Source organism: Thalassospira profundimaris WP0211 (genome assembly GCF_000300275.1).
Taxonomy (GTDB): Bacteria; Pseudomonadota; Alphaproteobacteria; order Rhodospirillales; family Thalassospiraceae; genus Thalassospira; species Thalassospira profundimaris.
This window is the reverse complement of sequence record NZ_AMRN01000001.1, coordinates 336,759-361,546: the sequence shown is the minus strand read 5'-3', so window position 1 is coordinate 361,546 and position 24,788 is coordinate 336,759. Positions and strand designations below refer to the sequence as shown.

Sequence of the window (24,788 nt, the reverse complement as noted above, 5' to 3'; positions counted from 1 at the left end):
ATGCGGTGCGCCAAAGCACCCCGCATCGGACAGTATAGCAAATCAGAACTTGAATTTCGCCTGCAACGCGATGATGTCGACCTTGGCTTCGTAGTCGGCTGCAAAGTTGCCGAGCGATGACGACGCGTGATCTACCCGTGCCTCATCAGCAAAGATGTGCGTGTAACCCAATGTCACATCCGCCCAGTCGGCCGCCTTATATGTTGCACCAAGTGATACCCAGTAGCGGTTGGAATCTGGCAGACGAACGTTACGGTTCCGGGTTTTGATCGGGGTTTCGTCATAGGCCACGCCACCGGTGAAGGACCAGTTTTCATCATATTGATAGCGCGCACCAAGTGCACCAAACCATGATGAGCCCCAGTGGTAGTTTTCCGTTGTGCTACTACTTGTAGCAAGGTTGCTGTTGATCAGACCATCGTAGTTAAATACTAGATCTTTGACGGAGTTCCAGTTTGTCCATTGGAGATCCCCCATCACGGTCCACTGATCATTGAAATCGTGAGACGCGCCAAATGCAATGGCTTCAGGTGTTGTGATCTTCGCGGTAGCTTTCCGATCAGTATACGGCGTTGCCAGTCCTTTGGCGGCGCTATCAAACGTGATGTCACCTTCAAGCTTGTGTTTGACTTCGGAGTTATAGGATAGCCCAAAGCGCGTATCTTCGGTCATTTCCCAATTCAGGCCCGCGGTCCAGCCATATCCGACGTCGTCGCCCTCAACAGTAGAGTTGCCCTCGGCAACAGGTCCGCCAAGTGCGGGCACTGCTTTGCTCAAAGAGGCTTCGAAATGTTGTACCTGTGGTCCTGCCCCAATGCTTAGGCCGTTGTCAAATCGGTATGCAATGACGGGTTTGATGTTGACGGTCTTGATTTTCGACGTGGTACCAAAGAAGCGACCAGCAAAATCTGAGTCGTTGTCTGTAACAAGGCCCCAAGGTGCCGTGATCGAAACACCAAAATTGATGTTTTCTTTCAGCTTCCATACTGCATGCGCATTTGGTACGGCGGCATCTTGCGCCATATCTTTATAGTCGCCACCAGTTTGGGTAATAGAGGTTAAACTGCTGCTTGTTGCAGCTATATTGGTTGCCTTCGCCACAGGCCGAATGACCGTAATACCTGCGCTATAGCTGGTTTCTTTATACTGGCCAACCGTGCCCGGGTTGTAGGACATCGTCGATGCGTCGGTTGAGAGTGTGGTCATCCCCGCAAAGCTTGAACCCTGCAAGGTGCCACTGGTTTCGCGGACCTGAAAACCCGATGCGTGCGCTGTGCGAACAGTGGCAAGCGCGCATAGAAGTGCAGTACCCGAAGCTGCACCCCAAAGGCAGCTCTTCTTGAAGTAGGACATCTGTTTCTCCCTAATCTTTAAACGTTTCAAATCTTTGATTTAAAACGCCCGCTTTTATTGCTGAGGGTTTGTCGCATCGACCCTGATAAAATCGATGTCGTAACCCTTCCTTTTAAAACTCGTTTTGAGCAGTTTTCCGTCGGTGCCGTACCAGAGGTGCCGTTCGACATCGCCAGACATTTCGTAATGGACTGCCGGTGTTTCCCGGCTTTCGACCATGACGCTTTCTTCGCCAACCCTTTGAGTGTGCACAGTGTACGGTTCGGCATTGATGACGCTAAAGAGATCGGTTTTGCCCGTGACATCCTCGTGCCACAGGGTCAGCGGCCATGCCGCATCACAGGCCTCGCGTTTCCCGACACCTTTGCCCGCCAGCGCATAACAATCTTCGTCATAACTGGCCTGCCAGGTGTAGTGTGTGCCGTCATCATTGGTGGTGGTTTCGACGGATATCAGCTTTCCGTCCTGCCATTGTTCGGTGCGCTGATGGTCGTAATGGAATTTCAAAAACAAAACCCGCACATCGGTCAGGGTTTTGACCGTGACGGTTTGACCGGTCGCTGTTGGTTTAATTTCGACGGTTTCATAACCGATCGGCTCCCCGTCCTTGAGGACACGGAAATTGAGCATTTCCGATCCGGATGCCAGCGACGCGGTGGCATATTGAATCGTAAAGCCGGCAATCAGGGCCGATATGCTGCCTTTTGCGATGCGACTGCGCATGTTTCCCTCGTCAAACAGACCATACCGACAAAGCTAGTCGAGTATCGATGACAGCTTTGCTGCCACACCCATGGAGCCCTTGATCTTCAGTTTGCCCATGGTAAAGGCAAGCATCGGGTCAAGCTTTCCGGCGATCAGCTTTTCGAGGTTGGCTTTCTTGATCTTGAGAATGCAATCGGCATCGGACGGATCATCATCACTGATTTCCGGCTCGTCGCCGGTAGCATCAATCACGATATGTCCATCATCGCCACAATCGAAGGCGACGACAGCATTGAGACCGCGCAGTTGCGGCAGTTTTTCTTTTACGGTTTCGAGGATGTCATCCACGAACGCCTCCCTCAGTCAGCAGGTATTTTTGTTTTGATTATGACAGGACTGTAACCCAAAGTGACGTTAACGTAAAACAAATAACGGTTGCGAGAGTACAGCCACCTATAAGACATTGAATTGAAATAATTTAAGATGCGCTACGTATCAGATAACATACAAAAAAAGCCCGGCTGTGCCGGGCTTCTTGCGAGGCGTGGCCCCAGATTGAAATATGCTTGGCGCGTGTTCGGTTCTCAGGACACGATTTGCCAGGAACCATCAGCCTGGCGGCATGCCGTACCGTATGTTTTCCGCAGTTCTCCACCAATTCGGGCTGTTGCGCTATACTCGCGGCAATAGCGTCCGTCGGTGTTCCGCCAACTGTTGGTCGGCACAACATTATAGCTGTGTTGCGAATCGGGATTTTGCCACCGGACGGCCTGCCCATCAGGGGCACGCTGCAAGGCATAGCCGGTACAAGCCAGATCACCCTGATCAAGGCTCTGGCCAATCGAGTAGCCACTGAGCAAGCCAAGAATGGCACCACCAATCATGGCCGCATCCCGGCCGCTTCCCTTGCCGATGGTTGAACCAAGAACCGCGCCTGTGCCACCACCAATGATGGCGCCAACCACATCACGGTTACAGCGCAGGAAACCACCGTCGGAGACAAAAAGCTCGTTACCGTGGCGGCTATAATTGCGTTTGTGCCCTTTGTGTTGCTTGGCACGATAGCCATGGGCAGGTGCCCATGACGGCGGGTCGGCCTTAACGGGCGCAGGTGCCGCGAATGGCAGGGTTAGGCCGAACGCAGCGACCAGAAGAATGATCCGTTTCATCATTTCCGGGCCTTCTCATTCTCGTGCATGATATAGCCCGCACCGGTACCCACCGCGCCGCCAATTACCGCGCCACAGGTAACACAGCCACCGGTGATCACGGTGCCAACAGCACCCACACCGGCACCAATCGCGCCGCCACTCAGCATTTTCTGGTCTCGGTCATTCAATCCGCTACAAGCCGAAAGCCCCAATGCGCTTGCAACGGCCAAAATCATGGCTGTCTGTCGCATCTCTCGTGTCCTTTCCAAGGTTTTTGGGCACAGGTCATTCATGGACCTGTGTCTGATTGCAAAGCTTGCCGGGGAAATAGGCACGAGGTTTGGCCGCATTGGGGGCTATTTGGGGCAGATATGACGATAAAAAGGCACCAAATTCGCAAATTATTGGTTTTCGGTGCGTTTTTAACTGCCGTAATCCCGTCTAAAGACCAAATTAATCTTCGAAAGTGCCGCGGAGCAGTCGTTCCTTGGCAATCATGGCCGGTTTTCCGCGTGCAATGACGCTATCGGGGGTTAAAGCATCATCGAAAACCAGGATATCGGCATCATAGCCGACCTTGAGCTGCCCTTTATGTGCCGCAAGGCCCAGCATGCGTGCCGGATTGATCGTAATCGGGGCCAAGGCGGTCGGGATATCAAGCTTTTCGACTTCGACCAGATCGGCAAATTCGCGCGGCACGGTTTCAAAGCCAGCCACCGAAAGCCCGATCATATTGCCATCAATATCAAAGTCCGGCAGTGACCCGTTGCCATCCGATGTCATTGAAACGCGATCCAGCGGAACGCCATCGGCCAGGCATTCGGCAATACTGGTCGATGTTTTGGTCGCCCCCTTGGGATCGGCTTCGACATCAATCCCGGTGGTGAAATCTATATTGCCGCCACGCTTTGCCCAGAGCTTGGCCGCATCAAGCAGAGCGCGCTTGCGGTTGACGTGGGTCGGGATGAACTGGCCGATCGGGATTTCGGTCTGCTCGATCACAGCAATCAGGGGATCAAAGTGCCCGCCACCATCGCCCAGATGCACGACAACCGATCCGGACTTGCCCGATGTCATACCGCCAACGCGCGATTGTGATGCGATGCGGGCCAGCTCCTCAACCGTGCTTTGGCTGCTGCGGTGGTCGGAGATCGCCGTTTTCAAACCGATACAGGCATCCAGAAACGTGACGTCATGACCGATATTGCCGGTCAGGGTTGGTGACGGCACGCGATAACCACCTGTGAAGAACCAGGCAGAGATACCTTCGGTTCGAAGCGCCTTGGTCTTGGCATACAGCGACGCGATGTGGCGGGTGGCGGCGTCTGTGCCCAACAATCCGCAAACGGATGTGATGCCAGCCTCGATCAGTTTGCCAACCGCAACTTCGGGCGTACGCGTGGCAAATCCGCCTTCGCCACCGCCCCCGATCAGATGGACATGCCCGTCGATAAAGCCTGGTACGGTCATCTTGCCGCCAAGGTCGATGGTCTTGATTTCGGCCGGAACAGAAATCACCAAATCCGGGGCAATGGCGACAATTTTCTCGTCACAGATCAGGATATCATTGATGCCAAGCGGCGTCGGGGCGAAGACGTTGGCATTCTTGAGCAACAGAAACATGTTTTAAAACCGTATTTTACGAAATGCTGTGTTCAGGTGGCAGGTTGGCGCGGATGCGCATCATAGCGACAGTTCATTTCCGTTGAAACGGTTCTGGCAAGCAGATAGCTTTCGATAAAACCAAGCGGGAATAAACCTGCGTCACCCAAAGGAAACGTTATGAGCTTCGCCGCCTGGTTGTCGGTTGCAACCATCTGTGTTCTGGGCGCAATGACACCGGGTCCAAGTCTGGCCGTTGTATTGCGCTATTCTGTTGGTCATTCCCGCCAGGCCGGATTTTCCTGCGCTCTGGCGCATGCACTGGGTATCGGCTTTTATGCTGTGATCACCATGACCGGACTTGGCATCCTGTTTCAGACAGTGCCGGTCTTTCACAATGCCGTCAGTATCCTGGGTGCGCTTTATCTGATCTGGCTTGCGATCAAGGCGTGGCGCGGTGCAAAGGCGGGTGCGAAGTTTGATGTGGATAGTGCGGGCAAGGTATCAGGTTCGATCCTGCAGGCCGCCCGCGACGGGTTCATGATTGCGTTTCTCAATCCCAAGATCGCGCTGTTTTTCCTGGCCCTTTTCAGCCAGTTTGTTTCGCCCGAGTTTGAATGGGGCGGCAAGTTCCTTCTGGCGTTCACCGCCGCTGTAATCGACGGGGCGTGGTATTGCCTTGTCGCCGTCGGATTGTCGCACGGGGCGGTGTTGCCTTGGTTGCGCGATCACGCTGCCTGGATTGAGCGGATCATTGCCGTTCTGTTTGTGCTGGTTGCGCTCCGGGTATTGTGTGGTGTTGTTGCGGCCTGAAAGCCCGATTTTTGAATTTATGCTGAACTGAATTTCTGTCCGCGCCACCATCGCGACATAACATGGATCATCCAGATGACTGACAAGACGGCCCCAAACGCCAATCCTTCCGAAATGACACCGCCTGGAAAGGATACCGCATCGAATACCGGGCGTGGCTTCCATCATTTGGGGGCGCATATCGGATTTTTGCTGGCGATCCTGCTTTTGGCGGCGAACATGCGGGGCAGCATTGTCGGTTTGGGGCCGTTGGCAGAGATCATTGGCACAGACTTGTCGCTTTCAGGCACCCAGCTTGGTTTGCTGACAACGCTGCCGGTACTGAGCTTTGGCGTGCTTTCGATGTTTGCGCCGCGTCTGGGGCAAAAATTTGGTCTCGAAGCGACCCTTCTGACCATGTTGCTGTTCATCGCCATCGGGCAGGGGCTTCGCGCCAGCGGGGCCTATGACATCATGGTGGTCGGGACCATCATTTTGGGGGCGGCAATTGCGGTTCTGAATGTTTTGACCCCATCTTTGGTACGGCGCAGTTTTCCGACCCATGTGGCATTGGTGACTGCCCTTTACACCTTCACCATGTCCAGTGGTGCGACGATTGCGGCATTTGTTTCGATCCCGATCCGAAATGCGGCGGACGGTGATTGGCGCTGGTCGCTTGGCGTTTGGGCGGTGTTTGCCGCCATTGCCTTTGTCTGCTGGCTGCCGATGTTGCGCTATCGCCATGTCGGTGCGGCACCGGCTCCGGTTACGCGTATTTCGCTTTGGAAAAACGTCGAAGCCTGGTGGCTGGCGCTGTTCTTTGGCTGTCAGTCGCTGATGTTCTATACCGGCACCGCCTGGGTCGCCAAAGTTTTCATCGACCACGGCATTTCCGAGGCCGAAGCCGCGACCCTTCTGACCCTGTTTAACGTATTTGGCATTCCGGCCGCCTTTGGTGCGCCGCTGATCTATTCGAAAATCGCCAACAAGAAAGTGGCGATGCTGGTGCTGCATATTCCGTTGATCATCGCCATTCCGGGCTTTGTCTTTGCCACGACCGAGCTGCCCTATGTATGGGCAGTGTGTATGGGGCTTGGACAAGGCAGCATGATCAGTATTGCCCTGACCCTTGTCGGTATGCGCGGGGCGGATCCGCAAACATCTGCCCGCTTGTCGGGGATGGCGCAATCGGTGGGGTATCTGTTTGCCGCCATCGGCCCGGTTCTGTTCGGGGCTTTGCATGATCTTCTGGGCGACTGGCAGGTCGCACTTTACTTCCTTTTTGTCGTTGTCGCGGTGCAGCTTTGTGCATCGATGCGCGCCGGATCTGCCAAGAAGATTGGCGCGGATTAGGCAGAAGCAGCGCGATCTCAGCATCTTGCAGAACGCAGAAAGGCACCACCGGTATTCGCCGAGGTGCCTTTCTTGCTGGGTGAACTTGATCACCACAACCTACGCATATTCCAAAATGAACTTGACTTGCATTCGCAGCAAACATATAGGACTGCAAATCATTATTAATAACATTCCATCAGCAAGGAGTTTGCGATGCCCGACATCGCAGCAAAACCGGGGCATGCAGGAAAGTCCGAAACAGTGAAGCAGATGCAGGTACAGGAACTGATGGGCGATGACCGTGAAATCATCATCGTTCATCAGGGGGAAGAATACAGACTGCGCCTGACATCAAATAACAAACTGATCTTGACCAAATAGGCGTTCAACCGCCGTCTCACACCACACCATTTGCCAGCCAGCGCGCCAGTGCCCTGCACAAGCCAGCCAGCCAGCCGAAATCGGTACAAAGCTAAAGCTGCCTTACAGGGGAATCATTATGGTTCGAACCACATCTGTGCGCCTTCTTCTGGCGACAGTTTCCACACTTGCACTCAGCGTTGCCGCCCATGCCGAGCAACCGGCATCGGAGCCCGCCACCGACATCCAGACCACCGAAAGCCAGAGCACACCGGCCGCTGAAACAGCTGTTGTGCTTGATACGGTTACTGTCACTGCCAACAAACGCGATACCAAGGTCATTGATGCGCCGGCTTCCATCTCGGTGATTGACGAGGACGAACTCGAACGTCGTCAAGCATCCGATCTGAGCGACATTCTTCGAGGACTCCCGGGCGTTGAAATCTATGGCGGCCCGCGTAGTACCGTGCAGGAGCCTATCATCCGTGGTTTGACCGGTGACAGGGTCGTTGTACGTGTCGATGGCGTGCGGGCCAACATGAGTGTCGGCCACAAAGGTCGGTTTTTCTTTGACCCGGAAGTGATGAAGTCGGTCGAGGTTTATCGCGGTGCAGCCTCAACCATGCAGGGTACCGGTGCGCTTGGCGGCGTCATTGCACTGACCACTAAGGATGCCAATGATCTGCTTGAAGCGGGTGAAAATCTTGGGGCACGGGTCAAGGTTGGTTATGCATCTGTTGACCATGGTTTGACGACGAATGGTATGGCTTATGGCCGTCCGACCGAAAATACAGATTTTCTTGTAAGTCTGACGCGTGAGAGCACCGGTAACTTTGAAGCCGGCGACGGCGACAAGCAACCTTACACCGATGACGACTACATCAATGGTCTCGTTAAGGGCGGGATCGATATCAATGATGCAAGCCGACTGACCCTCACCCTGCAGCGTTATAGCGATGATCATCAATTACCTGCAGCCCCTGATAGCGGCGCGGCGGTGAACTCCACTAGCAACTATCTCGTGAACCGCGAGAGTGAAGAAACCTCGATGGTACTTGGTTACAGCTATCACGACAGCGGTAATGATCTGATTGATGCCAATGTAAATGCCTATGGCATGCGCACAGATCTTGATGAAAAGCGCGTCAGTGATGGCCGCCACGATGAGCGTACCATCGATACCATCGGTCTTGATGGCAGCAATACCTCGCGCTTTGATCTTTCCGGTCGTGAACTTGCCGTCACGGTCGGTGGCGAGATCTATCAGGACTCGCAGGAGGGGCGCCGTGATGGTGTCGCCGTTTCCAACCTGTTCCCTGACGCAGACATGACCATTTATGGCGTCTATGTTGACAACGCCTTTGCTGTCACCGACGCGCTTGATGTGACAGCAGGTGTGCGATTTGATTCCTATGATCTGTCGGCATCCGGGCAGCGTTCGCGCGAAGACCGCGCAGTTTCGCCGCGCTTCTCGGCAAGCTATCGCCTGACTTCGTGGATGCAGCCTTACATCAGCTACGCTGAAGCCTTCCGCGCGCCTGCAATGACCGAAATGTACGCAAGTGGCTATCACTTCCCAGGCAACAACTTTGTCGCAAACCCGGATTTGGAAGCTGAAAAAGCTAAAACCTGGGAGTTCGGGACGAACTTCAAGTCGGACAACCTGTTCAGTACCGGTGACGCACTTCGCGCCAAGGTCGCGTATTTCCAGAATGATATCGAAGACTATATCGAACAACAGGGTGCGACTTTTGGTAGTTCGGAAACCAGAAGCGTCAACGTACCGGAAGCTGAAATCAAAGGCTTCGAAGCCGAGATTTCATATGACACGGGGCTGATGTTTGCTGGATTGGCTGCGTCGCGTATTCGCGGTGAGAATACCCGGACTGGTGCAAACCTATCGAATATTCCGGCTGACAAGGTTGCCCTTTCCGGTGGCTATCGGTTTGCTGACCAGTCTGTCGAAGTAGGCGGCAGGGCAAATATCGTCGATCGTCTGACCCATATTTCCTCGGGGGACGAAGTGCCGGGTTACGCAACCTTCGACCTGTTTGTTCGTTGGGATGCGGACGAAACTCTGCCAGGTCTGAGCCTCAACGCTGGGATCGATAACCTTCTGGATCGCAATTACCAGACTGCGGACAACGGGCTGTACGAGCCGGGTCGCAACTTCAAAATTTCCGCAAGCATGAAATTCTAAGCCAAAGCATCAGACGAAGCAGCTTCTGCTTCGTCTGATCTTGCAGGAGGTATAAACGCCATGAGTGAGAACAATTTCAAAACTGCCAGTGAAGCCTGGGCGGCCTTTGCCGCAGGTGAGGCCAAGGGATATGCCGTCGATATCGCAGCCGAGCTGGACTTAAGCGAGGGCGAGATGGTTGCAGCAGGCATTGGCACCAATGTCGTGCGCCTTGATGCCGATTGGGGTGATTTCATTCCCCGCCTCGAAGAACTTGGTCAGGTCAAGATCCTGACGCGCAATCCCAGTGTCGTGCATGAAAAGATTGGCACCTTTGGCAAGGTTAGCATCAATGGCGAGATGGGCCTGGTGCTTAATCACGATGTTGATTTGCGCCTGTTCCTTGGTCACTGGGGACATGCGTTCGCGGTTGAAACCAACAACCCGCGTGCCGGGCGCCGCCGCAGCTTCCAGATCTTCGATCATGACGGACGTGCGGTTCACAAGATTTTCCTGACTGAGCAGTCCATCGAGACCGCCTATGACAAACTGATCAGTGATTTCAAGGCGGACAACCAGTCGGCGGGTATCGAAGTGCTGCCGCCGCTACCCAAAGCCGTGACACTTCCTGATCAGGAAGTTGATGTTGAAAACCTTCGTGCGCACTGGCGCCGCATGACGGACGTCCATCAGTATCATGGGATGCTCAAGGACTTTAATGTCGGCCGTCAGCAAGGCATGCGTCTGGCCGGGTCGGAATTTGCCGAACGGTTGAGTGCCGATGCGCTGAAAGCCCTGCTTGAAAAGGCATCGGAAAGCGGCATTTCGATCATGGTATTTGTTGGCAATAGCGGTGCCATTCAGATCCATACCGGTCCGATCAAGACCATTCGCGAAATGGGTGAGTGGATCAACATCATGGACCCGACCTTTACCCTGCATCTGCGTATGGATCAGATTTTCGAAGCATGGATTGTGCGCAAGCCGATCCGCGAGGGTGTGGTGACGACGGTCGAGCTTTATGACGCCGATCTGAACAATTTCGCGATCTTCTGTGGGGAGCGCAAACGCAAGGATCCGGAAAATCCCGATTGGCAGAAACTGGCCGAAAGCCTGCCGCGTCTGGAAACGACCATGGCAGCAGTGGCGGAGTAACCAATCGATGCGTCATTTCACCGGATTTATCCTGGCGATCATCGGCTTTGTCGGGCTTTGTATGCCTGCCTTCGCCGATGAAACGCCCCAGCGTGTCATCACTGTCGGCGCGCCTGCGACCGAAATCGTCTTTGCCCTTGGCGCTGGCGATAGCGTGATTGCGACTGACACCACAAGCACCCGACCAGAGCCGGTACCGACGCTGCCAAAGGTTGGCTATATGCGCCATCTGGCGGCCGAAGGCATCATTGGGCTGAAGCCTGATCTGATTATCGGGGTTGAGAAATCCGGGCCGGATGTCGTCCTTGCCGAGCTTTCAGATCTTGGTATTCCGATTGTGATCCTGCCGTCGCTGGCAAAGATGGAAAACCTGCCGGATGCGATTGCGTTGGCGGGGGATGCCCTGGGTCGGGTGGATGATGCAAAGGTGCTTTCTGATCGGGTGGAGGCTGATCTTGCCGAACTCAATGGCAGTGATGGCGCTGATCGGCCAAGCATCGTATTCCTGATGGCGGTCGGCCATGGCAAGCCGTTGTCGGCCGGGCAGGAAACCACGGCAGATGAGATCATCACCATGATTGGGGGCACCAACAGCATGGCGGGCTTTGATGGCTTCAAGCCCGTCTCGCCCGAGGTGATCGCATCGGACGCATCCGATTATGTACTGGTGACCCAGTCGACCCTTGATCAGCTGGGCGGGCTTGAGGGGCTTCAGGCTCATCCGATCCTTGGTCTGAACAAGGCGGTGGCGAATGGCCGTGTGCTTGCCATTTCGGCCTCGACCATTCTTGGTTTTGGTCCGGCCTCAGCCGAAGAAATTCGTGATCTTGCGGCCCATCTTCGCACTTTTGATCAGGGATCGTGATCGCTGTGAAACAAAGGGTCGCTGCCTTGCAGATGCAGCTGCCGGTCAACCGATCGTCGCTGTTTCTGGTGCTTTTGATGATTGGGCTCTGTGCCGCCACTCTAATGTCGCTTGGCATGGGCGGGGTGGAGATTTCGGTCACGGATGTGTTCGTCCATCTTGGGCAACGCATCGGCGTGGCAGAGGTTGGCATTGACGCATTTGACGCTCGCATTCTTGATAGCCTGCGTTTGCCAAGGATTCTGCGCGCGATCATTATCGGGGGCGGGTTGGGGCTTGCCGGGGCGGTGATGCAAAGCCTGTTTCGCAATCCGATTGCCGATCCCGGCATCATTGGTGTTTCAGCCAGTGCCGCCTTTGGTGCGGTGAGCATGATTGTCGCAGGTCACCTGATCCTCGGTAGCTATTACGCGGCCTTCGGACCCTATGGCGTTCCCATCGCGGCCTTTGGCGGTGCGGTTTTGGCCACGGTCGTGATCAGCATTCTGTCACGTCAGGATGGCCGCACCGATGCAGCGATCATGTTGCTGATCGGTGTTGCGATCAATGCCATCGCCTTTGCCGGTGTCGGTGTCTTTACTTATATGGCCGACGATGCCGAGCTGCGCAATCTGACCTTCTGGCAGATGGGTGCGCTTTCGGGCAATGGTCCGACCGATATGCCGGCCCTGATCGTCATGGCGCTGGGGATCGCCTATCTGATCCGGCTGGGCACGCCGCTTAATCTGTTTTTGCTGGGTGAGGCCGAAGCGCGCCATCTGGGTGTTGAGGTCGAACATCTTAAACGTCGCGCCACGGTCATTACCGCCCTTGTCGTCGGCGCAGCGGTGGCGGTTTCCGGCATCATCGGGTTTGTCGGGCTGGTGGCCCCGCATCTGGTGCGTCTGGCGACGGGGCCTGATAACCGTTACGTGCTGCCGGCATCGGCCATGGGCGGGGCGATCATTCTGACCGCGGCAGATACGGTGGCGCGCATTATTGTCCTTCCGGCCGAACTGCCCATCGGGCTGGTTACCGGGATTGTCGGCGGGCCGTTTTTCCTGGGGCTTTTGATCGTTGAAAAGAAAAGGCGTCGTCTATGACCCTGATGGCGCATAAGGCTGATTTCAAGGCGCGCGGGCGTTACCTGCTGCGCGATGTGTCGATTGCTGTCGAACCGGGCGAGGTTTTGGCGATTCTGGGGCCAAACGGGGCAGGGAAGTCGACCTTGCTAAAGGTTCTGGCGGGCGAACTTTCGCCAAGTGGCGGCACGGTGTTTCAGAACGGTCGGGCGCTTTCGAGTATTTCTGCGTTGGATCTGGCGCAGGAGCGTGCGGTGATGCCACAGGCCGCCTCGATGAGCTTTCCGTTCACGGTGTTTGATGTGGTTGCACTGGGTCGTGCGCCCTACCGCAAGGTATCGACCCGCCAGTTTGATCAAAAACAGGTGCGCCGTGCGATTGAGCTTGCCGATATCACCCATCTGGCAGATCGGGCCTATCCGGCCTTGTCAGGCGGCGAGAAACAGCGTGTGCATCTGGCACGCGCGCTGGTGCAGCTTTGGGGCATGACGGATACCAGTCAAAGCAGCGCGGTCACCAATGGCGACGATGTCGCGCGCTTCTTGTTGCTTGATGAGCCGACAGCGGGTTTGGATGTATCCCACCAACATGCGGTTCTGGCCCTTGCAAGGCGCGAGGCCAAAGAACGTGGCGTCGGGGTTTTGATGATCCTGCATGATTTCAATCAGGTCCTGACCTATGCCGATCAGGTCGCGATCCTGAGTTCGGGCGAAGTCGTCGAACAGGGATCGGTATCAGATGTCATGACACCGGATTTACTGTCATCGGTGTTCAAAAGCCCGATCCGGGCCATCAATGACCCGGCAGGGGGCATCGTGCTGGTTAGTCAGTCGGCCTGATATCGGGGGGTGTCAGGCCGCAGAGCCGGACGGGATGGTGCGACCATCCTGTTCGGTTCGGCACGTTGCAATCAGCCAGTCGCGAAACGCGCGGACCGCAAAGTTGTTTTCCTTTTCCTTGGGATACACGACGTAATAGGCGTGCTGATTGGGGATCGCTACATCAAACGGTGCGACCAGACGCCCGCTTTCAAGTTCTTCACGCACCAGAAATTCCGGCAAAAGTGCCAGTCCAAGGCCAGCCACAGCTGCCTGAATCACCATGTGGAAATGTTCAAACCGGGGGCCAGCCAATTCATCGACCACGGCAACGCCGGTGGCCGCAAGCCAGTCCTGCCAGGCGCGCGGGCGGGTGGAATGCTGCAAAAGCGTACAGTTACGCACGCGTTCGCGCGCAATCGGCAGATCGTCATTTTCCTTAAGCAGCTTGGGCGCACAGACGGCAATCAGGGTTTCGCCCATCAAACGATGCGTCACACAGCCGGGCAGGTTGTCTTCGCCAAAGTGAATGGCGATATCAATACCCTCGCGGTCGAAATTGAACTCGCGCGTCTGGGTAATGAGATTGAGCTGAATGTCCGGCCAGGTTGCCTTGAAATCACCAAGGCGCGGCACAAGCCAGCGCGCGCCAAAGGTTGGTAGCGTCCCGACATTAAGCATCCCGCCCGCATCGGAATAAGCCATGACCTGAAGCGTGGCGGCCTCTGCCCGATCCAGAAGGTCACGCACCTGTGCGGCATAGGCTTCACCGGCCGCGGTCAGTTTCAGGCGTTTCTTCACGCGGCGAAAAAGATCCCGTCCGAGATATTCCTCAAGCGCACGGATCTGACGGCTGATTGCGCTTTGCGTGACATTCAGTTCCTCTGCCGCGCGGGTGAAAGACAGATGACGGGCCGAACTTTCAAAGAATTGCAGGGCAGTAAGGGATGGCAGGACGCGACGCATGGCAAAACCAGTTCATAACAAAATGGAATGATATGGTGCGAATATATCGTTTGTTTGCTTTGCAGCCAAGGCGTACGGTTTTAAACGGTTCAAAGCCCCCTCGCGCCACCCCAAGAAGCGTTTGGGCTGAAAGCCAACCGCGCTGGAATACTGTTACTTTGGAATGTTTTGGAAGGATGGCTCCCCCTTCATTCGGGTAACGGTTTCCAGCGCACCACCGCAAAATGCCGGTTCATCAATGGCCGGAAAGTAACAATTTGCATCGGGTAGAAGGCAAGAATGGGTTCTGTTGACGAAAATTATGATGTGATCATCGTCGGTGGTGCGGTTATCGGCAGTTCCATCGCATGGCATCTGACGGGCCGTGATGATTTCAAGGGCCGGGTTCTGGTGATCGAGAAAGACTCGACCTACGAGTTCTGCTCGACCGCACTTTCGGCGGCCTCAATCCGCCAGCAATTCTCGACCCCGATCAATATTGAAATGTCGGCCTATGGCATTCAGTTCCTGCGTAATCTGAACCGAGATCTTGATCCCGAAGTCGACATCGCCCTGCATGAAAAGGGCTATCTCATTCTGGCCACCGATCAGGGCCGCGATATCCTGCGCCAAAACCATGCAACGCAGACCGAGTTTGGCGGTGACATCATCTGGATGGAGCCCGATGATTTGGCCGCGAAATACCCATGGATGAATACATCCGATCTGGCGGCTGGTTGCTGGGGACGCACGGGTGAGGGTTGGTTTGATGCCTATTGCCTGATGCAGTCATTTCGCAAACAGGCACGTCGCCGTGGTGCCGAATACATTGACGGCGAAGTCGTCGATGTCATGCGGGATGGTGATCAGGTCACCGGTGTTATCCTGAAAGACGGTCGTCGTTTTGGCTGTGGCCAGCTTGTCAATGCGGCGGGCACCGGCGGATCAAAGGTTGCCCGCATGGCCGGCCTTGAAATTCCGGTCGAGCCGCGCAAACGCTGCATCTTTGTGTTCAATTGCCGGGACGCGGAAGACATCAGTGCATCCTGCCCGATGTTGATTGATCCAAGCGGCCTTTATGTCCGTCCGGAAGGCGAGTTCTTTATTACCGGCATCGCCCCGCCCAAGGATCGCGATCCGGAATGCTGGGATTTCGATGTCGATCACAGCCTGTTCGACGACATCATCTGGCCCGGCCTGTATGAGCGTTGCGAAAGGTTTGAGGCGATCAAGGTCGTTAATGCCTGGGCGGGTCACTATTCCTATAACCTGCTGGATCAGAACGCGATTCTGGGCCGTCACACGGACGTTAAAAACTTCATCTTTGCCAACGGGTTCTCGGGCCATGGCCTGCAACAAAGCCCGGCGGTTGGTCGTGGTATTGCCGAACTGATTGCAACAAACGGCTATGAAACCCTTGATCTGTCGGTGTTTGGCTATGAGCGCATCCGTGACAATGCCCCGGTGCTTGAACTGAACGTCATTTAAATCATTAACAAAAAGGTCGGAGCAGCCCCACATGCCCCGTGACGAAAACACCAAACCAGCCCAGGACAGCACGCAGATGCGCGACCGCGCAATCGCGTCGGTATCGGCCGGGGTGCGCAATGTGCATCCGGTCTATCTGGATCGCGCGCTAAATGCCGAGGCATGGGATGTCGAAGGCAAACGCTATCTCGATTTCATTGGCGGGATCGGTGTTTTGACTGTCGGGCATCGCAATCCGGTGGTGATGGAACGCGTTGCCGACCAGTGCGCACGTTTTACCCACAGCTGTTATAACGCGTTGCCGCATGAACCCTATGTCGCGGTAACGGAGTGGCTGGCTGAAAACTGCCCGATTGAAGGTCCGGCAAAATCAATGCTGACCAATTCCGGGGCAGAGGCGATGGAAAACGCGCTGAAGCTTGCGCGCGCCTTTACCGGCCGCACCGGGGTGATTGCCTTTGAAGGCGGCTTCCATGGCAGGACGCTTGCGACCCTTGCGCTGACGGGCAAAACCAAACCCTATAAAACCGGGCTGGGTCCATTGCCGGGGCCGGTTTGGCATCTGCCATATCCATGCCCCGAAACCGGTGTATCTGTCGATGATGCGATGGCCGCCATCGCCAAGCTGTTTGCTGTTTCTGCCGATCCTGCATCGGTCGGGGCGGTGGTGATTGAACCCGTTCAGGGCGAAGGCGGTTTTCGTGCCGCGGATGGGGAATTTCTTGTCGCCCTGCGTCGCCTGTGTGATGAAAACGGCATGGTTTTGATTGCCGATGAAATCCAGTCGGGCTTTGCCAGAACTGGTAAGATGTTTGCCATTGAGCATGCCGGTGTTGCGCCCGATATCCTTGTCATGGGCAAGGGCATTGGCGGTGGCTTCCCGCTGGCAGCCATCACCGGTGCCGAGGATGTCCTGAATGCGCTGGCCCCGGGCGGGCTTGGTGGTACTTATTCCGGCAATCCGGTGGCGTGCGCGGCAGCAATCGGCGTGTTTGAGGTGCTCGAGGCCGACAAGCTTATGGCCCGTGCCAAGCAGCTTGGTGAGAAATACGCCACCCATATCGCATGGTTGTGCGATCTGCCCGGCGGGCATGTGATCGGCAACATGCGCGGCATCGGGGCGATGCGCGCCTTTGAATTGATTGCAGATGACGGCAAACCGTCACCTAAACGTCTGCAATGCTTGTTGCAACTGGCCCGTGATAACGGGCTATTGTTAATGCCAAGTGGTGAGCAAGCCAATGTGGTGCGCCTGCTGGCACCTTTGACCATTCCGTTTGATCAGGTTGATGAGGCCTTTGCCATCATCGCCAAACTGCTGCCCAAGGTGGCGGATACTAGAGGGAGTCGTGTTTAATCTGTATTATTTTGTTTGTTTTTGGCGAGCCGTTTGGCAAGGCACAGCGTGCAGAGCGATGCGGCGCATCGGTCAAACGGTGTAACGCCGCGAAACATCGCCAAAATCAAACCCTTCGGGCCGGGACAGCCTTCCGCCCCACTGCGTCAAAATCCTTGACCGTAGCCCCGCTACGCTCTGCGGATATTTCCTTGTGGGACAGAAGGCTGCCCCCCGGCAAAATGATGCAGATTAAACGCGACGCCCTCTAGGGATTGAACAGAGATCGAATTTGCCGGTGATCCGCGCCGGAAAGTTTAAAACGAAGGGAGTTTTACTGTGAGCTACAAATCCATTCTGACCGAACTTGGTCTGTCCGAAGCCGAGATTGCCGATGGCACCCTCAGTGTCCAGACCCCGGTTGACGGTTCGGAATTCGCCAGTGTCACCGAAACCACCCCGGCTGAGATGACCGATGTTATCGGCAATGCCAAAAAGGCATTTGGCGCATGGCGTCAGGTTCCCGGTCCGCGTCGTGGCGAACTGGTCCGTCTTCTGGGTGAAGAACTGCGCGCGGCCAAGGAACCGCTGGGCCGTCTCGTATCGCTTGAATGCGGCAAGATCTATCAGGAAGGTCTTGGCGAAGTTCAGGAAATGATCGACATCTGCGACTTCGCAGTCGGCCTGTCGCGTCAGCTTTATGGTCTGACCATCGCGTCCGAACGTCCAGGCCACAAGATGATGGAAAACTGGCATCCGCTGGGTGTTGTAGGCCTGATCACCGCCTTTAACTTCCCGGTTGCGCCTTGGGCATGGAACACTGCGCTTGCACTGGCTTGTGGCAATGCTGTGATCTGGAAACCGTCGGAAAAGACCCCGGTTACTGCCCTTGCCTGCCAGAAGATCCTGGAAAAGGCGATTGCCAAATTCGGTGATGCACCGGCTAACCTGCATCAGGTCGTTGTGGGTGATCGTGAAATCGGTGAAATCATGACCGACAGCCGTGACGTCGCGCTGATTTCAGCCACCGGTTCGACCCGCATGGGCCGCGAAGTTGCCCCGCGTGTTGCGCAGCGCTTTGGCCGTACTATTCTTGAACTTGGTGGCAACAACGCCATGATCGTCACCCCGTCGGCCGATCTGGACATGACCGTGCGTGCGGTTGTGTTCTCGGCTGTTGGCACCTGTGGTCAGCGTTGCACGTCGCTTCGTCGTTTGATTGTTCACAAGGACGTCAAGGATCAGCTGCTGCCGAAAATCATTGCGGCTTACAAGTCGGTGAAAATTGGCGATCCGCTGGCCGATGGTGTTCTGGTTGGTCCGCTGATTGATGAGGAAGCCTACACCAATATGCAGACTGCGCTTGCCAATGCCAAGAAAGACGGCGGCACCGTGCATGGCGGCGAACGTACCCTGGAATCGGAATACCCGAACGCGTTCTATGTCACCCCGTCGGTGGTTGAAATGCCGGGCCAGACCGAGACTGTGCGTCACGAAACCTTCGCACCGATCCTCTATGTCATGACCTATGAGACGCTTGAAGAAGCCATCGCGCTTCAGAATGACGTCCCGCAGGGTCTGTCATCGTGCATCTTCTCGACCGATCTGCGTGAAACCGAACTGTTCCTGTCCTCGGTTGGTTCCGATTGCGGTATCGCCAACGTCAATATCGGTCCGTCCGGTGCTGAAATCGGTGGTGCCTTCGGTGGTGAAAAAGAAACCGGTGGCGGTCGTGAATCCGGTTCGGATGCGTGGAAAGGCTATATGCGCCGCGCAACCAACACGATCAACTATTCCCGCGAGCTGCCGCTGGCTCAGGGCATCAAATTCGACATCTGATCACGCGTCTGATCGGTTTCGATCCAAACCCCGCCGGTTCGCCGGCGGGGTTTTTCATTGTTTGTGTTGCGCGCACAAAAAAGCGGCCCCCGAAGGAGCCGCTTTTGTAATTCAGTCTCAAAGCGTCGGCTGATTAGCCAGCTTTGGAGAAGCGCTCTGCGACATATTCCCAGTTAACCAGGCTGTCGAGGAAGGCTTTGACATAGTCCGGACGCGCGTTGCGGTAATCGATGTAGTAGGAGTGTTCCCAAACATCACAACCGAGCAGCGGGGTCTGACCGTGAACAAGCGGGTTTTCCGCGTTCGGGGTCTTGGTGACAACCAGTTTACCGGACTTGTCCATCGCAAGCCAGCACCAGCCAGAACCGAACTGGGTTACGCCAGCCTGAATGAAGGCTTCTTTGAAGGCATCGACAGAGCCGAAATCTTCAACGATTTTCTTTTCGAGTTCACCCGGGATGGCGCCGCCGCCATTGCCCTTCATCATCTGCCAGAACTCAATGTGGTTCCAGTGCTGAGCAGCGTTGTTGAACAGGCCTGCTTTGGAAGCGTCGCCGTAAGATGCAACAACAACTTCTTCAAGCGACTTGCCTTCAAGGCCCGAACCTTCGAGCAGCTTGTTGCCGTTCACAACATAGGCGTTGTGATGTTTGTCATGGTGAAACTCAAGGGTTTCAGCGGACATGACCGGCGCAAGCGCGTCATATGCATACGGAAGTGCTGGGAGTTCAAATGCCATGATACAGTTCCTCGACTTTCATTATTAATCTGTGCGGTAACGCAACATATCCCTTTTTGCGCCGTCGATAAAAGTGAAAATCCCGTGCAACATCTTGGAAACCTTTGTTGCCGGGCCGACTGGCGCATCCGGGTCGTTACCCGTGCTACTTTATCTAGCACGGACGAGCGTTTATGCAACGCATCGCCATATTACCTTTGAATGGTTCGATATATGATGAACATTCAGGCCATCAAAACGTTCCCGGATTTTCCGGAAAAATTTGAACGGTTTGGGTCTTGGCGCAGGCGGGATGCCTACTCTTTGTAGAGTCCTACCATCTTCTGGCTTTCGTCGCCATTTGTCAGTGTGACGTCATAGTCCCCGCGTTCAAGCGACGAGATGTCAATTTTGCACGGGAAGCGGACGCAATCACGCCTGATGGCGATGGTGCCATCGGGGTGGCGCAGGGTCACTTCACCCCGGACCATTTCGGAATGGATGGTAACGCTGTCGGTGGTCGGTTTGGGTGCGACCTTGATTGCAGCCAGCCCGGCTGTCGTGATCGTCATAAGCCCAATCAGGGCAATGGCAACCGGCTTACTACGCAGAGATCTCAGCATGGCTTCCTCGCGCGGTTGTTCTTGGTTGATGCCTGATAACTTGCGCTACGAAGCCGAAAAATTAACGGCGCAAATGGGGCATTTCCGTGCCGGTCATTGTTATTTGGGCGCAACAGCCATGCGTTTTGCGTCCCATAACAGCTCTGGTCATTGGAGATCTGAACCGCGAAAGCCCAAGGTTACTGCGACAGATAAGCCCGCGCTGATTTGAGTTTTTGGGCGATATATGCGGTGGCCTGTTTTGGATCGGGCTGTCCACAAATCGCCGAGACAACGGCAATGCCGTCAGCACCGCTTTCAAGAGCCGGCAGGGCGTGTTCACCCTTAAGCCCGCCAATCGCAACCGATGGCAGGCCGACCATCCGCACCAGTTTTTCAAGCCCGTCAAAGCCGATCGCCGGTTTATGGTCGGGCTTGGTTGCGGTGGCAAATATCGGGCCGATGCCGACATAATCGACAATCGTGTGGTCCACCTTTTGCGCGACATCTTCGCTTTCAATCGACAGGCCGATGATTTTGTCCGGGCCAAGGCGGTCGCGGGCAATTTGCGATGGCAGATCATCCTGACCGACATGCAGGCCATGTGCACCAATGGCAATGGCGGCATCAATATCGTCATTCACGATCAGTGGCACGTTTGTGCCTTCCATCGCGCGCATTAATTCCCGACCAACGCGAATGAGGCCCTCGGTCCCGGCCTTTTTATCGCGCAACTGAATAAGGGTGGCACCGCCTGCAATCGCGGCCATCGTGGTTTCCACCATCGAATGGTCGCGACAGAGATCGGGATCAAGTACGAGATAAAGCGACAGATCAAACGACTTCATAGAACATTGACCCGAAGGTTCTTGGCATAAGTCGCGCCATCAAGGCGATGCAGTCCATCAATAAAGGCTGTCATGAAGGATGCCGGGCCGTTTGCCGTTTTGGCGGCGATTTCACCGGCCACGGCAAAATTGCCAAGGGCGGCAACGGTGGCTTCAAACGCCTGATCCGGTGCAATCGCAAGATAGGCACCAACAAGCGCCGTCAGCGAACAACCTGTGGCGGTGATTTTCGGCATCAGGTCCGATCCACCGGCAACTCGCACGGATCGTTTGCCATCAGTGACAAAATCAACCTCGCCCGTAACGGCAACAATGGCACCTTGTGCGATGGCAAGGCCAAGTGCGGCCTCTTCGGCCTGTTCGACCGGATCGCCGCTATCAACACCCTGACCGGCACTTTGGCCGCCGCCAAGGGCAATGATTTCCGATGCGTTGCCGCGAATGACGGTGGGTTTGAGTTTCAAAAGCGCTGCCACGGCATCGCGGCGATACCCGGTGGCAAAATGCGCCACCGGATCAAGTACCCAGGGCGTGCCAGCTTTATTGGCCGATTTGGCCGCGGCAATCATGCCTTCGACCCAGTTGGGCGAAAGGGTGCCGATATTGACCGTCAGCGCACCGGCAATTGCGGCAAATTCACCGGATTCTTCAGGCGTGTGAACCATCGCGGGCGATGCACCCGCCGCCAACAAAACATTGGCCGCATAATTCATCGCAACATAGTTGGTGATGCACTGAACCAACGGATTGGTCGCACGCATGCGTTCAAAAAGATCGGTCGCGGTCTGGGAGATTTCGGTCGTCATGTCGAGGCTCCAATGCAGAAACTTTGCGTATGGAGACCCAGTTCGAAGTCGGAAAGATGGAAAACGCCGTAATCCGCGTTCGCACCGTCCCTACGCCAGTATGAACTGGATCAGGTTCAAAGGGTCACTGCGCGGCAGTTTCTCAGCCCCCTGTCGGGGCTCCCCTTGGTGAGTGCTCAACATGGGTTTTAAACCGTCTTCTGTCAATTCATCCGATCGGCATGATTGGGCAAAAGAAAAACGGCGGAGTGGTATATGCCATCCCGCCGTTTCGAAGACTTTTTGCGATAGGTTACTTGCGACGTTCCATCGCAGCCTTGAGTGCGGCGGCCATTGCACCGCCATCGCCGCCAGCGTTGCCACCGGCATTGCCACGACCTTGACCACCCTGATGGCGCGGGCCTGATGAATGCTGCGGACGGTTGCCGCGCGGTGCATCGCCGCGATTGTCGGCGCGTTTTTCACGCGTGCCTTCGTAATCCGGTGCGGATTTCATCGAAAGCCCGATACGTTTACGTGGCGCGTCGACTTCCATGACGGTGACCGACACAATCTGACCGGCCTTGACCACCTGACGGGGATCTTCGACGAACTTGTCAGCAAGTTGGGAAATATGAACAAGGCCGTCCTGATGCACACCGATATCAACAAACGCCCCAAAATTGGTGACGTTGGTGACCGTACCTTCAAGCTTCATGCCGGTGCGCAGATCCTTGATCTCATTCACACCTTCGGTGAATTTGGCGGTCTTGAATTCCGGGCGCGGGTCACGGCCGGGCTTATCAAGCTCGGCGATGATGTCACGGATGGTCGGGACACCAAATGTGTCATCGGCGAAATCTTCGGGGCGGAGTGTTTTGATAAAGGCCGAATCGCCGATCAGTTCTGCCAACGGCTTGGCGGCCTTGGCGCTGATCTTTTCGACCAGCGGATAGGCTTCCGGGTGCACAGCCGATGCATCAAGAGGATTGTTGGCACCGCGAATACGCAAGAAGCCCGCGCACTGCTCGAACGCCTTTGGTCCAAGACGCTCGACCTTTTTAAGATCAGCACGCGACTGGAAAGCCCCATTGGAGTCGCGATACCCAACGATATTGCGCGCCAGTGTCTCGGTCAGGCCAGCCACACGGGTCAGAAGCGGGATGGAGGCGGTGTTAAGGTCAACCCCGACACCGTTCACGCAATCCTCGACCACGGCATCAAGCGATCGGGCCAGTTTGGTCTCCGATACGTCATGCTGATACTGCCCGACACCGATGGATTTCGGTTCAATCTTCACCAGTTCCGCCAATGGGTCTTGCAGACGACGTGCAATTGATGCCGCCCCACGGAGCGACACATCAAGATCGGGGAATTCTTCGGCCGCAAACTGCGATGCGGAATAAACCGAAGCACCGGCTTCGTTGACGATGACCTTGGTGGCCTTAAGCGCCGGGAAGCGTTTCAGCATCTGACCGGCAAGTTCGTCGGTTTCACGTGAAAACGTCCCGTTACCAATCGCGATCAGTTCGATCTGATGGCGGGCCGCCAGTGCGGCCATGGTGTTGATCGCGCCTTCGACGTCATTTCGCGGCTGGAAAGGATAAACTGTTGCGGTATCAACCAGCTTGCCGGTGGCATCAACCACTGCAACCTTGACCCCGGTACGAACCCCAGGATCAAGACCCATGGTCGCCTTTTGCCCGGCTGGGGCGGCCAGCAACAGGTCTTTCAGGTTGTCGGCAAAGACCTTGATCGCACCTTCCTCGGCGGAGTCACGAAGGGTGCCAAACAGATCCAGCTCAATCGACAGCGACAGTTTGACGCGCCAGGTCCAGCGCACGGTATCCATCAGCCACTTATCCGCCGCCCGACCCTTGTCGGCAATACCGACATGGGCGGCAATCATGACTTCGGCGCGGCCCGGCTGACTGCGCGGACGGTCTTCGTCTTCTTTGCCAAGGGTCAGTTTCAGTTGCAGGATATCTTCGTTGCGACCCCGGAAAAGCGCCAGTGCCCGGTGTGACGGACAGGTTTTGATTTTTTCGGAATGCTCGAAATAGTCCGAGAACTTGGCACCTTCGGCCTGTTTGCCCTCGATCACCGATGCGGTGATTTCACCTTCATTCCAGAGATGGTTACGCAGCTTGGCAACAAGGTCGGCATCCTCGGCAAAGCGTTCCATCAGGATCTGGCGCGCACCATCAAGGGCAGCCTTGGTGTCCTCAACGCCTTTTTCGGCATCAACGAATTTGGCGGCTTCGGTTTCCGGATCAAGCGTCGGGTCGTTAAACAGTGCATCTGCCAGCGGCTCCAACCCGGCTTCGCGGGCAATCTGGGCCTTGGTGCGGCGCTTTTTCTTGTAAGGCAGGTAAAGATCTTCAAGGCGAGTCTTGGTGTCTGCCTCGTTGATCGCGGCCTCAAGTTCCGGCGTCAGCTTTTCCTGTTCGCGGATGCTTTCAAGCACGGATGCGCGACGTTCTTCAAGCTCGGTCAGATAGCGCAGGCGTTCTTCCAGCGTACGAAGTTGGGTGTCATCAAGCCCGCCGGTTTTTTCTTTACGGTAACGGGCGATGAACGGAACGGTGGAGCCTTCATTAAGCATCTCGATGGTGGCAATGACCTGTTCCGGACGAACCGAAAGTTCTTCGGCGATACGCTGTGGAATTGGACGCATGGTTTCTCCTTGTTTTGCTCGTACGCTTGGAATAGCGGCTTTGGGCGCGCCGGGAAAGAGTCTGTTTTTCCCAAATTTTTGTCCGCATCCACATCAGGATTCCCTGTTTGATTCCAAAGGCCTGAAATCATGTGGGTTTGTCGACACTTGGCCCCGAAGCCAAGCGGACTTGCC

General features: G+C 55.6%; 23 protein-coding genes and 1 riboswitch. Of the genes, 11 read left to right on the top strand and 12 right to left on the bottom strand.

The features are described from left to right. Positions 1-42 precede the first annotated feature (42 nt). From TH2_RS01505 to iadA, 6 genes are all read right to left on the bottom strand, one after another. Positions 43-1,383, bottom strand: a complete 1,341-nt coding sequence (locus tag TH2_RS01505) for an OmpP1/FadL family transporter (protein ID WP_238538639.1) — start codon at positions 1,381-1,383, stop codon at positions 43-45. A gap of 24 nt (positions 1,384-1,407) precedes the next feature. Beyond that, complete coding sequence (locus tag TH2_RS01500; RefSeq protein ID WP_008888620.1) at positions 1,408-2,076, bottom strand: DUF6134 family protein; 669 nt, start codon at positions 2,074-2,076, stop codon at positions 1,408-1,410. 33 nt (positions 2,077-2,109) lie between these two features. After that, positions 2,110-2,406: an SCP2 sterol-binding domain-containing protein gene (locus TH2_RS01495; protein WP_008888619.1), complete on the bottom strand. Its 297-nt coding sequence runs from the start codon at positions 2,404-2,406 to the stop codon at positions 2,110-2,112. 236 nt (positions 2,407-2,642) lie between these two features. Then, the gene (locus TH2_RS01490) at positions 2,643-3,230 is read right to left on the bottom strand and encodes an RT0821/Lpp0805 family surface protein (protein ID WP_008888618.1); all 588 of its coding nucleotides are present in this window, start codon (positions 3,228-3,230) and stop codon (positions 2,643-2,645) included. Further along, positions 3,227-3,460 (bottom strand): hypothetical protein, encoded by a 234-nt coding sequence (locus TH2_RS01485; RefSeq protein WP_008888617.1) that lies wholly within the window; start codon positions 3,458-3,460, stop codon positions 3,227-3,229. The genes TH2_RS01490 and TH2_RS01485 overlap by 4 nt, the downstream gene beginning before the upstream one ends. A gap of 202 nt (positions 3,461-3,662) precedes the next feature. Continuing rightward, entirely contained in the window at positions 3,663-4,832 is a 1,170-nt protein-coding gene (gene iadA, locus TH2_RS01480) for a beta-aspartyl-peptidase (RefSeq protein WP_008888616.1), read from the bottom strand. A gap of 159 nt (positions 4,833-4,991) precedes the next feature. Here iadA and TH2_RS01475 point away from each other — a divergent pair, with 159 nt between their 5' ends. The 8 genes from TH2_RS01475 (at position 4,992) to TH2_RS01445 (ending at position 13,397) form a co-directional block, all read left to right on the top strand. Next, complete coding sequence (locus TH2_RS01475; protein ID WP_008888615.1) at positions 4,992-5,624, top strand: LysE family translocator; 633 nt, start codon at positions 4,992-4,994, stop codon at positions 5,622-5,624. Positions 5,625-5,699: 75 nt separating this feature from the next. After that, positions 5,700-6,956 (top strand): CynX/NimT family MFS transporter, encoded by a 1,257-nt coding sequence (locus tag TH2_RS01470; protein WP_008888614.1) that lies wholly within the window; start codon positions 5,700-5,702, stop codon positions 6,954-6,956. Between the two features lie 195 nt (positions 6,957-7,151). Then, the gene (hemP, locus tag TH2_RS21855; protein WP_008888613.1) at positions 7,152-7,319 is read left to right on the top strand and encodes a hemin uptake protein HemP; all 168 of its coding nucleotides are present in this window, start codon (positions 7,152-7,154) and stop codon (positions 7,317-7,319) included. A gap of 118 nt (positions 7,320-7,437) precedes the next feature. Continuing rightward, complete coding sequence (locus TH2_RS01465; RefSeq protein WP_008888612.1) at positions 7,438-9,498, top strand: TonB-dependent hemoglobin/transferrin/lactoferrin family receptor; 2,061 nt, start codon at positions 7,438-7,440, stop codon at positions 9,496-9,498. A 60-nt stretch (positions 9,499-9,558) separates the two neighbouring features. Next, positions 9,559-10,632, top strand: a complete 1,074-nt coding sequence (locus tag TH2_RS01460; RefSeq protein ID WP_008888611.1) for a hemin-degrading factor — start codon at positions 9,559-9,561, stop codon at positions 10,630-10,632. A gap of 7 nt (positions 10,633-10,639) precedes the next feature. Beyond that, on the top strand, positions 10,640-11,497 hold the full coding sequence (locus TH2_RS01455) for a heme/hemin ABC transporter substrate-binding protein (protein WP_008888610.1): 858 nt from the start codon (positions 10,640-10,642) through the stop codon (positions 11,495-11,497). Between the two features lie 32 nt (positions 11,498-11,529). Further along, the gene (locus tag TH2_RS01450) at positions 11,530-12,579 is read left to right on the top strand and encodes a FecCD family ABC transporter permease (protein WP_008888609.1); all 1,050 of its coding nucleotides are present in this window, start codon (positions 11,530-11,532) and stop codon (positions 12,577-12,579) included. Beyond that, positions 12,576-13,397 (top strand): heme ABC transporter ATP-binding protein, encoded by an 822-nt coding sequence (locus TH2_RS01445; RefSeq protein WP_008888608.1) that lies wholly within the window; start codon positions 12,576-12,578, stop codon positions 13,395-13,397. The genes TH2_RS01450 and TH2_RS01445 overlap by 4 nt, the downstream gene beginning before the upstream one ends. 12 nt (positions 13,398-13,409) lie before the next feature. Here the strand turns inward: TH2_RS01445 and gcvA are convergent, their stop codons facing one another. Next, positions 13,410-14,342 (bottom strand): transcriptional regulator GcvA, encoded by a 933-nt coding sequence (gene gcvA, locus TH2_RS01440; protein ID WP_008888607.1) that lies wholly within the window; start codon positions 14,340-14,342, stop codon positions 13,410-13,412. A 279-nt stretch (positions 14,343-14,621) separates the two neighbouring features. Between gcvA and TH2_RS01435 the strand changes: the two genes are divergently transcribed. From TH2_RS01435 to amaB, 3 genes are all read left to right on the top strand, one after another. Further along, positions 14,622-15,809, top strand: coding sequence for an NAD(P)/FAD-dependent oxidoreductase (locus tag TH2_RS01435; RefSeq protein WP_008888606.1), 1,188 nt, complete (start codon positions 14,622-14,624; stop codon positions 15,807-15,809). A gap of 31 nt (positions 15,810-15,840) precedes the next feature. Then, positions 15,841-17,166 (top strand): aspartate aminotransferase family protein, encoded by a 1,326-nt coding sequence (locus tag TH2_RS01430; RefSeq protein ID WP_008888605.1) that lies wholly within the window; start codon positions 15,841-15,843, stop codon positions 17,164-17,166. A gap of 318 nt (positions 17,167-17,484) precedes the next feature. After that, positions 17,485-18,984 carry an L-piperidine-6-carboxylate dehydrogenase gene (gene amaB / locus TH2_RS01425; RefSeq protein WP_008888604.1) on the top strand — a complete coding sequence of 500 codons (1,500 nt, stop codon included), beginning with the start codon at positions 17,485-17,487 and terminating at the stop codon, positions 18,982-18,984. Between the two features lie 133 nt (positions 18,985-19,117). Here the strand turns inward: amaB and TH2_RS01420 are convergent, their stop codons facing one another. The 5 genes from TH2_RS01420 to TH2_RS01400 form a co-directional block, all read right to left on the bottom strand. Next, complete coding sequence (locus TH2_RS01420) at positions 19,118-19,723, bottom strand: superoxide dismutase (protein ID WP_008888603.1); 606 nt, start codon at positions 19,721-19,723, stop codon at positions 19,118-19,120. Between the two features lie 296 nt (positions 19,724-20,019). Beyond that, positions 20,020-20,325, bottom strand: a complete 306-nt coding sequence (locus tag TH2_RS01415) for a hypothetical protein (RefSeq protein WP_008888602.1) — start codon at positions 20,323-20,325, stop codon at positions 20,020-20,022. A 179-nt stretch (positions 20,326-20,504) separates the two neighbouring features. After that, a complete protein-coding gene (gene thiE, locus TH2_RS01410) occupies positions 20,505-21,152 on the bottom strand; it encodes a thiamine phosphate synthase (protein WP_008888601.1) in 648 nt (215 codons plus the stop codon). Continuing rightward, positions 21,149-21,958: a hydroxyethylthiazole kinase gene (thiM, locus tag TH2_RS01405; protein WP_008888600.1), complete on the bottom strand. Its 810-nt coding sequence runs from the start codon at positions 21,956-21,958 to the stop codon at positions 21,149-21,151. The genes thiE and thiM overlap by 4 nt, the downstream gene beginning before the upstream one ends. 70 nt (positions 21,959-22,028) lie before the next feature. Continuing rightward, positions 22,029-22,134: riboswitch (TPP riboswitch) on the bottom strand. 116 nt (positions 22,135-22,250) lie between these two features. Then, the gene (locus TH2_RS01400; protein ID WP_008888599.1) at positions 22,251-24,614 is read right to left on the bottom strand and encodes a Tex family protein; all 2,364 of its coding nucleotides are present in this window, start codon (positions 24,612-24,614) and stop codon (positions 22,251-22,253) included. Between the last annotated feature and the right edge of the window lie 174 nt (positions 24,615-24,788).

Bases quoted from the DNA above. Each gene is read 5' to 3' on its own strand.
- TH2_RS01500 (WP_008888620.1), bottom strand. From the start codon at position 2,076: ATGCGCAGTCGCATCGCAAAAGGCAGCATATCGGCCCTGATTGCCGGC.
- TH2_RS01490 (WP_008888618.1), bottom strand. From the start codon at position 3,230: ATGATGAAACGGATCATTCTTCTGGTCGCTGCGTTCGGCCTAACCCTG.
- TH2_RS01485 (WP_008888617.1), bottom strand. From the start codon at position 3,460: ATGCGACAGACAGCCATGATTTTGGCCGTTGCAAGCGCATTGGGGCTT.
- iadA (WP_008888616.1), bottom strand. From the start codon at position 4,832: ATGTTTCTGTTGCTCAAGAATGCCAACGTCTTCGCCCCGACGCCGCTT.
- TH2_RS01475 (WP_008888615.1), top strand. From the start codon at position 4,992: ATGAGCTTCGCCGCCTGGTTGTCGGTTGCAACCATCTGTGTTCTGGGC.
- TH2_RS01470 (WP_008888614.1), top strand. From the start codon at position 5,700: ATGACTGACAAGACGGCCCCAAACGCCAATCCTTCCGAAATGACACCG.
- hemP (WP_008888613.1), top strand. From the start codon at position 7,152: ATGCCCGACATCGCAGCAAAACCGGGGCATGCAGGAAAGTCCGAAACA.
- TH2_RS01465 (WP_008888612.1), top strand. From the start codon at position 7,438: ATGGTTCGAACCACATCTGTGCGCCTTCTTCTGGCGACAGTTTCCACA.
- TH2_RS01460 (WP_008888611.1), top strand. From the start codon at position 9,559: ATGAGTGAGAACAATTTCAAAACTGCCAGTGAAGCCTGGGCGGCCTTT.
- TH2_RS01455 (WP_008888610.1), top strand. From the start codon at position 10,640: ATGCGTCATTTCACCGGATTTATCCTGGCGATCATCGGCTTTGTCGGG.
- TH2_RS01450 (WP_008888609.1), top strand. From the start codon at position 11,530: ATGCAGCTGCCGGTCAACCGATCGTCGCTGTTTCTGGTGCTTTTGATG.
- TH2_RS01445 (WP_008888608.1), top strand. From the start codon at position 12,576: ATGACCCTGATGGCGCATAAGGCTGATTTCAAGGCGCGCGGGCGTTAC.
- gcvA (WP_008888607.1), bottom strand. From the start codon at position 14,342: ATGCGTCGCGTCCTGCCATCCCTTACTGCCCTGCAATTCTTTGAAAGT.
- TH2_RS01435 (WP_008888606.1), top strand. From the start codon at position 14,622: ATGGGTTCTGTTGACGAAAATTATGATGTGATCATCGTCGGTGGTGCG.
- TH2_RS01430 (WP_008888605.1), top strand. From the start codon at position 15,841: ATGCCCCGTGACGAAAACACCAAACCAGCCCAGGACAGCACGCAGATG.
- TH2_RS01420 (WP_008888603.1), bottom strand. From the start codon at position 19,723: ATGGCATTTGAACTCCCAGCACTTCCGTATGCATATGACGCGCTTGCG.
- TH2_RS01415 (WP_008888602.1), bottom strand. From the start codon at position 20,325: ATGCTGAGATCTCTGCGTAGTAAGCCGGTTGCCATTGCCCTGATTGGG.
- thiE (WP_008888601.1), bottom strand. From the start codon at position 21,152: ATGAAGTCGTTTGATCTGTCGCTTTATCTCGTACTTGATCCCGATCTC.
- thiM (WP_008888600.1), bottom strand. From the start codon at position 21,958: ATGACGACCGAAATCTCCCAGACCGCGACCGATCTTTTTGAACGCATG.
- TH2_RS01400 (WP_008888599.1), bottom strand. From the start codon at position 24,614: ATGCGTCCAATTCCACAGCGTATCGCCGAAGAACTTTCGGTTCGTCCG.